Genomic DNA, 13,548 nt, shown 5'->3' on the forward strand with positions numbered 1-13,548 from the left:
CTCACAGCAGTTCGGCGAGGGCGTCCCGGATGGCGGTCACTCCCAGCTCGACCTCGGCGTAGCTGGTGCTCAACGGCGAGAGGCCAATGCGCAGCCCGTGCGGCGGGCGGAAATCGGGAATGACCCCCTTTTCCCAGAGGGCCGCAGTGACATCAGCGAAGAGCGGGTGGTCCACGGTGATGTGCGAGCCACGCTCGGCAGGGTCCCGGGGGCTCACAATTTCGGCGCCGAGAGGCACCAGGTGTTCCTCGGCCAAAGCGATGGCATACTCGGTGATCTTGACCGACTTCTCCCGGACGGCCTCCATGCCTACCGAAGCGATCAGTTCCACCATGTCCTTGAGGGGCTGCATGGCCAGCACCGGCGGTGTTCCCGTGATGAACCGCCGGATTCCCTGCGCAGGCTCGTAGGAATCCGTCATGCCGAAGGGGTTCGCGGCGCCCATCCATCCCCAAATGGGCTGTTGCAAGCGGTCCTGCTGCGAGGCATTCACATAGGCAAAGGCCGGTGAGCCGGGTCCACCGTTGAGGTACTTGTACGTGCAGCCCACCGCGAGGTCGACTCCCCATGCGTCCAGTTCCAGTGGCACGGAACCGACTGAGTGGCACAGGTCCCAGAGCATCAGCGCACCGGCCTCGTGGACCTTGGCGGTGATTCCCTTCGCGTCCGCAAGGAACCCCGAGCGATACGCCACATGGCTGAGGACCACGACGGCGGTCCGCTCGCCAAGCAGTCCGTCCAGGTCGTCCGCGCGGACACCACTGGCGGGGTTGGCAGCGATCCACTTGATGGTTGCGCCGCGTTCCTTGGCGATTCCCTCAATAATGAACCGGTCGGTGGGGAAGTTGTCGCGGTCAATGATGATCTCGTCGCGTCCGGGTTGGGAATCCACCGCGGCGCGGATCATCTTGTAAAGCATTACCGACGTCGAATCGCCAACTGTGGTCTGTCCCGGCGCCGCGCCAAGAGTCACTTCACCGATGCGGTCGCCAACGTTTGTGGGTTCGTCCATCCATTGTTCATCCCAGCCCCGGATGAGGCGGCTGCCCCAGGCGTCGTGGACGAAGGACGCCAGATGTGCGGCGGTGGCCTTCAGGGGGCGTCCGAGTGAGTTGCCGTCCAAATATGAGGTGAGCTGATCGGCGTCGGGCGCGTAAAAGGCTTCACGCTGGGCGGCGAGGGGATCAGCGGCATCCAGTTCGGTCGACGTTGGCCGGTGGGTTTGCTGTGCGGTGGTCATGGTTCCTCCTGCGGTATAGGCGGGCAGTGTTGCTTAGTTGCCGATCTCGGTCCGGACGGCGTAGAGCTCGGGGAAGAAGGTCAGGTCCAGGGCGCGCTTGAGGAAGTCCACTCCGGACGATCCGCCGGTTCCTACCTTGAACCCGATGGTGCGCTGGACGGTCCTGAGGTGCCGGAACCGCCAGGCCTGGAAGTTGTCCTCGATGTCCACCAGGTCTTCGCACGCTTCGTAGAGTCCCCACTGTGTGTCATCGGACTCGTAGATCTTCTGGAAGATGGGAACGAGGTCCTGGCGGAAGGTCCAGGGTTCGCTGGTGTCCCGCTCCAGGATGTCGGCAGGAATGTCGTAGCCGGCACGGGAAAGGACGCCTAGGAACGCATCGTAGAGAGTTGGCTCCTCCAGCAACCTGCCGAGCAGTGCGTGGGCCTCGGGCTCACTTTCGAACACGCGCAACATTCCCCGGTTCTTGTTTCCCAGCAGGAATTCGACGCCGCGGTATTGGTAGGACTGGAAACCCGAGGAACTCCCCAGGAAGCCGCGGAACTGGGAGTACTCGCGAGGCGTCAGGGTGCCCAGGACGGACCATTGTTCCGTCATGGTGCGCTGGATGGCCTTCACGCGGGCGATGCACTTGAGCGCCTTTCCCAGGTTGTCGGCGTCGAACAACCTCCGGGCTTCCAGGAGTTCGTGCAGGACAAGCTTGAGCCACAGCTCGCTGGTCTGGTGCTGGATGATGAACAGCAGTTCGTCATGGTGTTCCGGCTCGCTGAGCGGGTGCTGGGAACTGAGCAATTGGTCAAGGTCCAGATATCCGCCGTAAGACATCGCATGGCGGAAATCGGTCCGGACACCTTCTTCGATGTGGCGGACACTCTGCGGGGAATGGACGGGGGGCTTTTCCATGCCTTGAGAATATCACTTACATGACGAACGTCAAGAGTTTGATTCTCCCCAACCCCAGACCGACGATTGCGCCATCCCGTAGGCTGATGCTGAACCGTTGGGGAAGGGGGAGTGGACATGGAATCCACCCAAGGGCGGACAGCTCCGGTGTCGATCTACCTGGATGTCGACGGCGTGGTGAACCCCTTCAGTCCCATCGGAACCACTGACTGGGGTAACGAATGGACCTTCGCCGATGCGGGCATCCTCGAAGTTGCTTTCGCGCCCGAGGCCGTGGCCGAGCTTAATGACCTCTCCGGCCACCCGGCTGCCCGCTTCGTCTGGCTCACCACCTGGGAACGGTTGGCGCCTGAGTTCCTCTGCCCTGCCATTGGATTGAGGGGTGAGGACTGGCCGGTACTCTCCAGCCAAGGCTGGGACGAGGGCCCCGAATGGTGGAAGCTGGTGGCCCTCCAGAAGGATCTGGCGTCGGCCGGTAGTGATCGGATGATCTGGCTGGATGACCAACTCAGTGCCGAGTCCGAGGCACGTTCCTGGGCCGAGTACCAGCAGGACCGTGTGCTCTGCATCTCCCCGGATCCGCGGAAGGGGCTGACGCGCAAGGATTTGGCGGCCGTCCGGGCATATTTGGGTTGATGCCTGTCCCGGGTACGTTTGTCCGCTCAGGGCCCCGCCACGTAGGATTCTTAAGGTTTCAAGCCCGCCAGAATGAATCCCGCAAGTCGAGTCAGTTGAACAGATGCTGAACTATGCTGTGGATGGCAGGTACGGGGAAGTGGAACTGCTGAACGTCGACTCTGCAGATTGGGCAACAGGTGGATATCACCTTCATGGTCGCGCTGGTAATAGCGTTGGCCCTATTTTTTGACTTCACCAACGGGTTTCACGACACAGCCAATGCGATGGCTACACCCATCGCTACGGGGGCGATCAAGCCCAAAACGGCTGTTGCCCTGGCGGCTGTGCTCAACCTCGTGGGCGCGTTCCTCTCCACCGAAGTGGCCAAGACCATTTCCGGAGGCCTGATCCGGGAAGGTACGGACGGCATCCACATCACGCCGGACATTATCTTCGCGGGACTCATGGGCGCAGTTCTTTGGAACATGATCACCTGGCTCAAGGGTCTGCCTTCAAGTTCCTCGCACGCCCTTTTCGGCGGCCTGATCGGCGCCGCAGTGGTTGGCATTGGCTTCCACTCCATCAACTTTGAAACTGTCCTGCAGAAGGTCATTCTGCCCGCAGTCATCGCACCCCTGATCGCGGGGTTCGTGGCCTACATTTGTACCCGCCTCGCCTACGCGCTCACGTCGCGGCACGATCCCGAGACCGGCGACAAACTCACCCAGAAGCGCGGTGGGTTCCGCACGGGCCAGATCTTCACGTCCAGCCTGGTGGCCCTCGCCCACGGTACGAACGACGCCCAAAAGACCATGGGCATCATCACCCTGGTCCTGATCGCTGGAGGCACCCAGGCCCCCGGCAGCGGCCCCCAGTTCTGGGTCATCACCGCCTGCGCCCTGGCCATTGCGATCGGCACCTATGCCGGCGGCTGGCGCATCATCCGGACCATGGGCTCCGGTCTGACCGAGGTGAAGCCCGCGCAGGGATTCTCCGCTGAAACAAGCACGGCCTCGGCCATCCTCGCGTCATCTCACCTGGGTTTCGCGCTCTCCACCACGCAGGTTGCGTCGGGTTCCGTCATCGGTTCCGGCCTGGGTCGTAAAGGCACTTCGGTCCGTTGGGGAACTGCGGGCAAGATTGCTTTGGGTTGGCTGTTCACCCTCCCGGCCTCGGCGATCGTCGGGGCCCTGACGGCGCTCCTGGTGGGGACCGGCGTCGTTGGCGTCGTCATCGCAGCAGTGGTTGGAACGTCCGCTGTGGTGTTCATGTTCGTGGTTTCACGTAGGTCCCATGTCGGCCACCATAACGCCGTGGAAGTCGACGAGGCCGGCCACGCAGTGCAGTTCAGGAAAAAGAAGAAAAACCGAAAGACCACCCCGAGCGGAGACGTGCAGCGATGAAATGGTTGGAATTGCTGCAGGTTGCAGGTGTCACCCTCGTGGCTGCGGTTACCCTGGTTGTCCTGTATTCACTGGGGGTACGCCTGACTGCCATCGCCGGTGACGCCCAGCAGAAGTCACCCGCATTGATCCGCTCGCTTGCCTACGTGTGTTTCGGCGTGTGCGGAATAGCCGTCCTGTTCGGCATCTACCTGATCGTCCCTTACTTCGGTAAATAGCGGCCGCTCTGGCAGTCACACCCCATCGGGAGAATAATCAGCAGTGTAGTTGTGCACGTGACTGCGTGATCGTGATCCGGCAGATGTGGGGCTGTCATGAAATGCCAATCCCGGAACCAAGTCATTGGGGTGGCCTTGGCGCCGATCCTGATGCTGGGACTCTCTGCCTGCCTTCCCCCATCCACGGAAGGACTCCGGCCTGACCAAGGCTCCAGCGCAGCCACCCAGGGCACCTCGCAGCAACTGCAGCCAACCATCGCCGCCCCAACTACCGCCCATCCCCGCGAAGCTACCGATCCGGCAGTCTCCGCAGCGCCAGCCAGTTCCAGTGCGCCGGAACCGGCCGGCGCGCCAACCACCTCTGGCGGGCCGCAGGCGGACGCGCAAGTTGTGCAGTGGTTGCCTGCCGGACCCATTGGGCCCAACGACCCAGTGTCGGGACAGCGATATCTCCTGCTTCAACAATTCCAATGCGACGCCTTGGCCCAAAGCCTTGAAGGCGCTGAGGACGCCGCTGTGTGGCAGGCGGGAGCGGCTGTCTGCCGGGCTGTGCAAAGCGGAAGCCAGCAGGACTGGCAACGGGCATCCAAAGCCGTGGGCGCAACTCCGCAGATTCCACAGAGCAAGTGCCTGGAATTCAGGGTTGCCATTACCGCTGCATCATTGCTTGCCCAGCACCGCACTAATCCGCAGGCGGCCTTCAACGTTCAGCCCGGGCAAGGAGAGGCCTGCCCCAGGCAGCTCGTCGGGTTGACCGTGGTGGACGAGGAGCTCAACCCGCTTCCCGGCACAACCCGCGCAACGGGTCCCAGCACGGGCGGCACCATTGTCCGCCTGGACGGGTACTACGTGCATGTAAGCGAGGTCCTGTTCGACGGCGTACCTGCGGATGTCGACTTTGTTGGTGACCGGCACGACTATGGAACGGTCTACCTCCGGATGCCCCCGGCACAGGGTCGGGACTCGGTCAGGATCTCGATCACCGACACGGTGGAGGTCGCAGGAACTGTCACGTTCTTCTACGAGGACTCCGGCCAGTCCACGGGTACCCGAAGTCCGTCGGAGCCCACCCGGACCAGTCCCGCAACACAGCCGCCGGACGCCCTCTCGGCCCCCTCCACGTCGCCTGAACCGTCCACCACGGCCGCACCTTAAAGGCCAGGTCCAGGTCCTCACCTGTGCGTGACGCTGGCTAGTCTGGGGACATGTCACTTTTCCAGTACTACGTAGCGGCAACCATTGACGGCTTCATCGCCTCACCTGATGACGACCTCGCCTGGCTCCTGCAGTTCGACCAGGTGGACGGCGTGAACGAGAGCATCGGGTCCTTCATGGCGGGAGTGGGCTGTATCGCCATGGGCGGTGACACCTACCGGTGGCTGATCGACCACGAGCCGGACAACTGGCCGTATCCCGAAACGCCATGCTGGGTCTTCACCCACCACGACTACGTTGCGCCGGCGGGATCGGATATTACCTTCGTCCGCGGTGACGTTCGCAGCTTCGCCCCTGACCTTCTCAAGGCCGCAGGCGACAGGAACGTCTGGTTGGTCGGTGGCGGAGATTTGGTGGCCCAATTTGCCGACGCGGGACTCCTCCACGAAATGATCGTCACCATCATTCCGGTGGTGCTGGGCGCCGGCAAGCGGCTCCTGCCGTTGAAAGGCCCGACGGCGCCCCTTGAGTTGGTCTCGTCCCGCATCCTTGGGGGCGCCGCGGCGGAACTGCATTACCGGATGCCGCAGTCCGTCACCACTGGCTAGTGCCGGTTGTCCCGGATCATATTGGTGATCCGGGCCGTTGAGAGGCGGCGGCCCTTGTCGTCGGTGATGACGATCTCGTGTGTGGCAAGGGTTCCTCCCAGATGGATGGCCGTGCAGGTTCCCGTCACCAGGCCGGCAGCAACCGAGCGGTGATGGGTGGCGCCCACTTCGATGCCGACTGCATGCCTGCCCCTTCCGGCATGCAGTGATGCGGCGAAGGATCCCAGTGTCTCGGCGAGGACCACGTGGGCCCCGCCATGGAGGATCCCGGCCACCTGGGTATTGCCCTCAACGGGCATCGTCGCCACGATGCGTTCGGCTCCCATTTCGGTGAAACGGATGCCGAGTTTCACCACCAGGGCACCAACTCCGTGGGCCGACAGCCAATCATGGAACTCTTCAGGCACACCTGCCTCATTCAGCTCGTCGACAAACGGGTTCGGCGTGAAATTGTCCTTCATGCCAACTAGGCTGGCACCTGTGAGTGAAACAACCAAACCGGACCAGGTTCCAACGGCCCAGGCTGCTGCCGTCGCTACAGCACCCGCACCTTCCGCCAACAGCACGGGGGAGGGCCGGCCCAGGTTGCTGGTCCTCGATGGCCACTCCATGGCGTTCAGGGCGTTCTATGCCCTTCCCGCCGAGAATTTCTCCACTGCACGGGGGCAATACACCAACGCAGTGCACGGCTTCACGTCCATGCTGATCAACCTGATCAAGGATCAGAAGCCCACCCACGTTGCCGTGGCTTTCGACGTTTCCGACGACACCACGTTCCGCAAGGCCGAGTACAGCGAATACAAGGGCGGACGCAACGCCACCCCCGCGGAGTTCGCGGGCCAGATCGGACTCATTGCCAAGGTCATGGAGGCATGGGGGATCCGGACCATTGCCATGCCCGGATATGAAGCGGACGATGTCCTGGCTACGCTGGCAGCACAGGGCGACGCGGCGGGCTTCGAGGTCCTCCTTGTCTCCGGTGACAGGGACGCCTTCCAGCTCATCAACGACAACGTTTTTGTGCTCTACCCGAAGCAGGGCGTCAGCAACATCCCCAAGATGGACGCTGCTGCCATCGAAGAGAAGTACTTCGTCAAACCGAGCCTCTACTCGGACCTCGCCGCACTGGTCGGGGAATCGGCGGACAACCTGCCCGGTGTTCCCGGCGTTGGCCCCAAGACCGCTGCCAAATGGATCAACCTTTACGGCGGCCTTGAAGGCATTCTGGAAAACCTCGATTCCATCGGCGGCAAGGTCGGCGGTGCCCTCAAGGAGAACCTGGAGAACGTCAAGCGCAACCGCAGGCTGAACCAGTTGCTGTCCGATCTTGATCTGCCCCTCACCCTGGCGGACCTGCACGAACCACGCCCTGACCGCCAGGCAATTGAGGAGCTCTTTGAAGAGCTCGAATTCCGGACGCTCCGCACCCGGCTCTTCGACCTTTACGGCGACGACACGGCCGGTGCCGCACCGGACACCATCGACGCTCCGGAGTTTTCCAGGATCACGGACGCTGAGTCGCTGGAGGCGTTCTTCGGCGCAGGGGCCGGCATGCGCTCAGCCCTCGCGGTGCAATTGGTTCCCGGGCGCATCGGTGACGACGCGAGTGCCCTGGCAGTAGTCCGCAACAACGGTGCTGCGTACATTGAACTCGCGGACCTGGATGCGGCGGCAGAGTCCGTGCTGCTTCGCTGGCTTCGGGACCCCGAAGAAGCCAAAGTGCTGCACGAGTTCAAATCGGCGCTCAAGGCCTTGCACAACCGGGGCCTTGGACTTGAGGGCGTGGTGGATGACACCTCAATTTCCGGTTACCTGATCCAGCCCGACCGTCGCAGCTACGACCTCGCCGAGCTCGCCCAGGTGCACTTGAAAATTTCGCTCGCGGCGGCTGCAGCCCCCTCCGGCCAGCTGGAGCTGGACCTTTCCGGGGAAACCGACGAAGTTGCCGCAACAGCGCTCGTCCAGCATGCCGCCGTCGTGCACGCACTCAGCAAGCACTTCGAAACCGAACTTGCCGACATCAAGGCCGATGCCCTGCTGACGACGCTTGAACTTCCCGTCGCGCGCGTCCTGGCGCAGATGGAGCTGACGGGTATCTACGTCTCCACGGACCGAATGGATGAGCAACTTGCCGACCTCACCAAGGTGATCGGCAATGCCCAGGAACAGGCGTTCGCTGCGATCGGCCACGAGGTAAACCTCGGATCGCCGAAGCAGCTCCAGACCGTCCTCTTTGACGAACTTGGGCTCCCCAAGACCAAGAAGATCAAGTCCGGCTACACCACGGATGCTGCGTCTTTGAAGGGGCTGCTGGAGAAGACCGGACACGAGTTCCTGGTCCAGCTCATGGCGCACCGGGAGTCCTCCAAGCTGGCCCAGATGGTGGAGACCCTCAAGAAGTCCGTTGCCGACGATGGCCGCATCCACACCACGTATGCGCAGAACATCGCAGCAACCGGCCGCATCTCCTCCAACAACCCCAACCTGCAGAACATCCCCGTCCGCAGCGAGGAAGGACGGCGTGTTCGGGGTATCTTCGTCGTCAGCGAGGGCTACGAGTGCTTGCTGTCCGCGGACTACTCGCAGATCGAGATGCGCATCATGGCGCATCTGTCCGGCGATGAAGCCCTGATCCAGGCTTACCGCGACGGCGAGGACCTGCACCGCTTTGTGGGCTCACGGATCTTCAACGTTGAGCCGTCCGAGGTCACCAGTGCCATGCGCTCCAAGGTCAAGGCGATGTCATACGGCCTGGCATATGGCCTGACGTCCTTTGGCCTTTCAAAGCAGCTGGAGATCTCCGTCGATGAGGCGCGCACCCTCATGAAGGACTACTTCGACCGTTTCGGTGGAGTTCGCGATTACCTGCGCGGCGTCGTGGACCAGGCCCGCACGGATGGCTACACGGCCACCATCGAAGGCCGCCGGCGCTACCTGCCGGACCTGACCAGCACCAACCGGCAGGCCCGCGAGGCAGCAGAACGCATCGCATTGAACTCACCCATCCAGGGCTCGGCGGCGGACCTTATCAAGCGTGCCATGTTGGGCGTTTCCGCGGAGCTGGCCACCCAGGGCCTGAAATCCCGCCTGCTGCTGCAGGTCCACGACGAACTGGTTCTCGAAGTGGCACCGGGGGAGCGCGAGGCTGTGGAGAAACTGGTCATCGAACAGATGGGCTCGGCAGCTGACCTTTCAGTCCCGCTGGATGTGCAGATCGGCGTGGGTTCAAGCTGGTACGAGGCCGGACACTAACCCGGGCAGGCATTCAATGGATCGCGGAGGGCGCGCCGCCGAGATGGTGGCGCGCCCTCCGGCGTCTGATTAGGCTCGGGAGCGTGGCTGATCCCAATGAACCAAACCTTGAAAAATACTCCGCCCGGCGATTTCCTGCCGTAGGAAACCCGGAAGATGCCGATTACGGCCGATGCGCCACGTGGGTGCAGGCAGTTTCACATGGCTTCCACCAGCAACGGCGCGATGACGAATTCCTGGCCAAGACGCTCGCTGCTTACGAGACTGACCAGCGACAGCTGACCGGCGTATACGTCAACGGCACTGTGCCGGACCATTCCTTGGGGGCCGACGTACCCGTGGCGACGTACGCCACGATGCGCAAGTCCCTGAACATCGGCTTCGGACGCCACCTGGAAACCAATTTGGTTACGTCAGTGACGGTCCGTGGCACCCACCGCAGGAACGGAATCCTTCGCGGAATGATCACGGCAGACCTGGAGTCTGCCAAGGACGATGGCTTGGCCATGGCTGCCCTCACGGCGTCCGAAGGCTCCATTTATGGCCGCTTTGGCTTCGGGGTGGCTACGTTCGAACGGAGCATCAAAGTTGATACCGGGCCACGCTTCCGCCTGAAGGGCGAATCGGAGGGTACCGTCGAGGTCGCCGATCCTGCGGTGCTCCTGGACGTGGCGCCAAAGGTATTCGAGCGCGTCCACCGGCTATCGCCGGGTTCCGTGGACCGGCAGGAGTATTACCGGCTGATCGCGTCCGGCTCCATTGGCCCCGACGGCAAGCCCGACACCAGTGTTCGCTGTGCCCTGCACTATGACCTTTCCGGAGCGTTGGACGGCTACGTCTCTTACCGCTTCAAAGGGTGGGAGCACAAGCCGTACACCATGGAAATCGTTGACCTGGTAGCGGCGACAAATGCCGGGTATCTTGATCTCTGGCGCTTCCTGGGCAGCATCGACCTCATTGACGAGATCACGTGGGCTGAGGCTCCCGTGGACGACCCCCTGGCATGGGCCCTTGAAGATCCGAGGTGCATTGATGCTTCGGAAATCCGGGACATGCTGTGGCTCCGGATCCTGGATACTCCGGCAGCCCTGCAGGCCCGCCACTACGCGTCAGCAGGGAGGCTGGTCATGGAAGTAGCAGATCCGTTGGGAATGGCGGATGGTGCATGGGTCGTGGAGTCCGACGGCGGCAGCACCGCCGTCGTGCGGGACGCTGCGGGCGAGACGCCCGACCTCAGGCTGGACGCGGCGGACCTCGCGTCGATCTATTTGGGCGCCGTGTCGCCGGTGACGTTGGCCGCCGCAGGACGCATCAAGGAGAAGCGTCCGCGCGCTGCGCTCCAAGCCCAGCAGCTCTTCGCAGTTGAGCGGTCCGCACACTGCATGACCCACTTCTAAGCCTTCGCCCGAACCAAACATCATCAGATAGCCACAACAAGACGGGACATCCATGGGGGATTCCACGCGGCGGCCGTTGGTCCGCCGTCGATCAGTGCTGCTCGGAATAGCGGGCTTCGCGTCAGCGGCCCTGGCAGCATGCTCGGAGACAGCAAACGCATCCGGCACGGATGCCGACGCAACGGAAGAGGCGACGCTTCCGGCGTCAGGCCCGGCAACGGGCCCCGCTACTCCGCCGCCGTCCATCGCTGCCAGGTCCCGTGAGCAGGCCGCTGCTGCCCTGGCCCCGGCGGTGCCGGACAAGCAGCAGATCCTGGCGGAGTTCGCCGAACGCCGCCCCAAGGAATGGGGCCTCCACGTGACCGGGGTGGTGAACAACTCGCAGTCGCGGCAAGTAGCCCTCACCTTTGATGCTTGCGGCGGACCGGGAGGGGCAGCATGCGACCAGAAGCTGCTGGAAACGCTGCGCCGGCTCAACATCCCCGCCACCCTCTTCTTGAACAGCCGCTGGATCCGTGCCAACCAGGGGCTGTCTGCGGAGCTGGCCGCCGACCCGCTGTTCGAGCTGGCCAACCACGGAACTGCGCACCTTCCCTTGTCCGTGAATGGTAAGTCGGCATACGGAATCGCCGGAACCGCTACCGCTTCGGCGGCTTACGACGAGCTCATGGGCAACCAGGACGTGGTGCACGAACTGACCGGGACAAGGCCACGCTTCTTCCGCCCAGGGACTGCCTACTACGACGACGTGGCTGCTGCCATGACGCACCGGGTGGGCCTGGTGCCCGTCAACTTCTCCTTAAACGGCGACGGCGGAGCCACGTATCCGGCGGCAACCGTCGCCGCCGAGGTGGGTCGGGTAGCCGCCGGTGACATCGTCATTTCACACTTCAACAGGCCGGCCGGGGGCACGGCGGAAGGCTATGCGCGTGTTCTGCCGAGGCTGCTGGACAGGGGCATTGGGTTCGGGCGGCTCAGCGACGTCCTCACCTCGTAGGACTCCTTTTGACCCTGCTTTGCCAATGCGACTAGAATAAACGGGCGTGTACTACGTGCATGCATCCATTTTGTATTAATCCACAAATCAGGATGAGCCGGTAATTTGCCGTGTTCTGCCGTCCGGACCCGGGCGGCAGCGGTTCGCCTGACCGACTAACTATCCACAACGGAGCCCCTACTACATGACCATCACCTCCACCGAGAAGCCCGGTACCCCCGTAGTCGCCATTAACGACATCGGTACCGCTGAGGACTTCCTCGCAGCTGTCGACGCCACCATCAAGTACTTCAACGACGGTGACCTCGTCGAAGGTACCGTCGTCAAGGTCGACCGCGACGAAGTTCTGCTCGACATCGGTTACAAGACCGAAGGTGTCATCCCTTCCCGCGAGCTTTCCATCAAGCACGATGTTGATCCCGGCGACGTTGTCGCTGTTGGCGATCAGGTCGAAGCTTTGGTCCTCACCAAGGAAGACAAAGAAGGCCGTCTGATCCTCTCCAAGAAGCGTGCTCAGTACGAGCGTGCCTGGGGCGACATCGAGAAGGTCAAGGAAGAAGACGGTGTCGTTACCGGTACCGTCATCGAGGTTGTCAAGGGTGGCCTCATCCTGGACATCGGCCTGCGCGGCTTCCTGCCCGCATCCCTCGTCGAAATGCGTCGTGTCCGCGACCTGGCTCCGTACATCGGTCAGCAGATCGAAGCCAAGATCATCGAGCTGGACAAGAACCGCAACAACGTTGTCCTGTCCCGCCGTGCATGGCTCGAGCAGACCCAGTCCGAGGTTCGCTCCACGTTCCTCAACAAGCTGGAAAAGGGCCAGGTTCGTCCCGGCGTTGTTTCCTCCATCGTCAACTTCGGTGCATTCGTGGACCTTGGCGGCGTAGACGGCCTCGTTCACGTTTCCGAGCTGTCCTGGAAGCACATCGACCACCCGTCCGAGGTTGTCGAGGTTGGCCAGGAAGTCACCGTCGAGGTCCTCGAAGTGGATCTGGACCGCGAGCGTGTCTCCCTGTCGCTCAAGGCTACGCAGGAAGATCCGTGGCAGACCTTCGCCCGCACCCACGCCCTCGGCCAGGTTGTTCCGGGTAAGGTCACCAAGCTGGTTCCGTTCGGTGCGTTCGTTCGCGTCGAAGACGGCATCGAAGGCCTCGTGCACATCTCCGAACTGGCTGTCCGCCACGTGGAGCTGGCCGAGCAGGTTGTCTCCGTTGGCGACGAACTGTTCGTCAAGGTCATCGACATCGACCTCGAGCGTCGCCGCATCTCCCTCTCCCTCAAGCAGGCCAACGAGGGCGTGGACGCTGACAGCACCGAGTTCGATCCCGCTCTGTACGGCATGGCCGCTGAGTACGACGAAGAGGGCAACTACAAGTACCCCGAGGGCTTCGACCCCGAGTCGAACGAATGGCTCGAAGGCTACGAGAACCAGCGTGCAGCCTGGGAGCAGCAGTACGCTGACGCCCAGACCCGCTGGGAAGCCCACAAGAAGCAGGTTGCCCAGCACGCTGCCGACGACGCTGCAGCTGCAACGTCGGGCGAGAGCGACTCCGGCACCACCAGCTACTCCTCGGAGCCGGCTGCTGCTGAGTCCAACGCCGGTACCCTGGCGTCCGACGAAGCACTCGCCGCTCTGCGCGAGAAGCTCACCGGCAACTAATTCCGCCTCCCTCACGGGATGTGCTGAATAGCCACAAAGGACCCCTGCCTCCGGGCAGGGGTCCTTTTGCGTTCGTCGGATCGCGACGGGTGCGGGC

General features: G+C 62.8%; 12 protein-coding genes. 9 read left to right on the forward strand and 3 right to left on the reverse strand.

Annotated elements, in window-relative coordinates; all coding sequences use genetic code 11:
• Position 1: 1 nt before the first annotated feature.
• A complete protein-coding gene (kynU, locus tag LRQ04_RS18130) occupies positions 2 to 1,240 on the reverse strand; it encodes a kynureninase (protein WP_235521700.1) in 1,239 nt (412 codons plus the stop codon).
• Positions 1,241 to 1,273: 33 nt separating this feature from the next.
• Positions 1,274 to 2,143 (reverse strand): tryptophan 2,3-dioxygenase, encoded by an 870-nt coding sequence (kynA, locus tag LRQ04_RS18135; protein ID WP_235521701.1) that lies wholly within the window; start codon positions 2,141 to 2,143, stop codon positions 1,274 to 1,276.
• Between the two features lie 117 nt (positions 2,144 to 2,260).
• Here kynA and LRQ04_RS18140 point away from each other — a divergent pair, with 117 nt between their 5' ends.
• The 5 genes from LRQ04_RS18140 to LRQ04_RS18160 all read left to right on the forward strand — a co-directional run bounded on the left by LRQ04_RS18140 (position 2,261) and on the right by LRQ04_RS18160 (position 6,145).
• Positions 2,261 to 2,779, forward strand: coding sequence for an HAD domain-containing protein (locus LRQ04_RS18140; protein WP_235521702.1), 519 nt, complete (start codon positions 2,261 to 2,263; stop codon positions 2,777 to 2,779).
• A 179-nt stretch (positions 2,780 to 2,958) separates the two neighbouring features.
• Positions 2,959 to 4,164, forward strand: a complete 1,206-nt coding sequence (locus tag LRQ04_RS18145; protein ID WP_235521703.1) for an inorganic phosphate transporter — start codon at positions 2,959 to 2,961, stop codon at positions 4,162 to 4,164.
• Positions 4,161 to 4,382, forward strand: a complete 222-nt coding sequence (locus LRQ04_RS18150; protein ID WP_235521704.1) for a hypothetical protein — start codon at positions 4,161 to 4,163, stop codon at positions 4,380 to 4,382. The genes LRQ04_RS18145 and LRQ04_RS18150 overlap by 4 nt, the downstream gene beginning before the upstream one ends.
• 96 nt (positions 4,383 to 4,478) lie before the next feature.
• Positions 4,479 to 5,537: a hypothetical protein gene (locus tag LRQ04_RS18155; RefSeq protein ID WP_235521705.1), complete on the forward strand. Its 1,059-nt coding sequence runs from the start codon at positions 4,479 to 4,481 to the stop codon at positions 5,535 to 5,537.
• A 50-nt stretch (positions 5,538 to 5,587) separates the two neighbouring features.
• The gene (locus tag LRQ04_RS18160) at positions 5,588 to 6,145 is read left to right on the forward strand and encodes a dihydrofolate reductase family protein (protein ID WP_235521706.1); all 558 of its coding nucleotides are present in this window, start codon (positions 5,588 to 5,590) and stop codon (positions 6,143 to 6,145) included.
• Here the strand turns inward: LRQ04_RS18160 and LRQ04_RS18165 are convergent.
• Positions 6,142 to 6,606, reverse strand: a complete 465-nt coding sequence (locus tag LRQ04_RS18165; RefSeq protein WP_211712601.1) for a hotdog fold thioesterase — start codon at positions 6,604 to 6,606, stop codon at positions 6,142 to 6,144. The genes LRQ04_RS18160 and LRQ04_RS18165 overlap by 4 nt on opposite strands.
• Positions 6,607 to 6,625: 19 nt before the next feature.
• On the opposite strand from LRQ04_RS18165, the gene polA reads away from it, so the two are divergent.
• The 4 genes from polA (at position 6,626) to rpsA (ending at position 13,451) form a co-directional block, all read left to right on the forward strand.
• Entirely contained in the window at positions 6,626 to 9,397 is a 2,772-nt protein-coding gene (gene polA / locus LRQ04_RS18170; RefSeq protein WP_374198978.1) for a DNA polymerase I, read from the forward strand.
• Between the two features lie 83 nt (positions 9,398 to 9,480).
• On the forward strand, positions 9,481 to 10,794 hold the full coding sequence (locus LRQ04_RS18175) for a GNAT family N-acetyltransferase (RefSeq protein ID WP_235521707.1): 1,314 nt from the start codon (positions 9,481 to 9,483) through the stop codon (positions 10,792 to 10,794).
• 52 nt (positions 10,795 to 10,846) lie between these two features.
• On the forward strand, positions 10,847 to 11,791 hold the full coding sequence (locus LRQ04_RS18180) for a polysaccharide deacetylase family protein (protein WP_235521708.1): 945 nt from the start codon (positions 10,847 to 10,849) through the stop codon (positions 11,789 to 11,791).
• Between the two features lie 184 nt (positions 11,792 to 11,975).
• Complete coding sequence (rpsA, locus tag LRQ04_RS18185) at positions 11,976 to 13,451, forward strand: 30S ribosomal protein S1 (RefSeq protein ID WP_090821282.1); 1,476 nt, start codon at positions 11,976 to 11,978, stop codon at positions 13,449 to 13,451.
• Positions 13,452 to 13,548: the final 97 nt, after the last annotated feature.

This window comes from Paenarthrobacter sp. AR 02 (assembly GCF_021538675.1).
GTDB lineage: Bacteria > Actinomycetota > Actinomycetes > Actinomycetales > Micrococcaceae > Arthrobacter.

Coding starts and splice junctions, on each gene's coding strand:
- kynU (WP_235521700.1), bottom strand. CDS start 1,240: ATGACCACCGCACAGCAAACCCACCGGCCAACGTCGACCGAACTGGAT.
- kynA (WP_235521701.1), bottom strand. CDS start 2,143: ATGGAAAAGCCCCCCGTCCATTCCCCGCAGAGTGTCCGCCACATCGAA.
- LRQ04_RS18140 (WP_235521702.1), top strand. CDS start 2,261: ATGGAATCCACCCAAGGGCGGACAGCTCCGGTGTCGATCTACCTGGAT.
- LRQ04_RS18150 (WP_235521704.1), top strand. CDS start 4,161: ATGAAATGGTTGGAATTGCTGCAGGTTGCAGGTGTCACCCTCGTGGCT.
- LRQ04_RS18155 (WP_235521705.1), top strand. CDS start 4,479: ATGAAATGCCAATCCCGGAACCAAGTCATTGGGGTGGCCTTGGCGCCG.
- LRQ04_RS18160 (WP_235521706.1), top strand. CDS start 5,588: ATGTCACTTTTCCAGTACTACGTAGCGGCAACCATTGACGGCTTCATC.
- LRQ04_RS18165 (WP_211712601.1), bottom strand. CDS start 6,606: ATGAAGGACAATTTCACGCCGAACCCGTTTGTCGACGAGCTGAATGAG.
- LRQ04_RS18180 (WP_235521708.1), top strand. CDS start 10,847: ATGGGGGATTCCACGCGGCGGCCGTTGGTCCGCCGTCGATCAGTGCTG.
- rpsA (WP_090821282.1), top strand. CDS start 11,976: ATGACCATCACCTCCACCGAGAAGCCCGGTACCCCCGTAGTCGCCATT.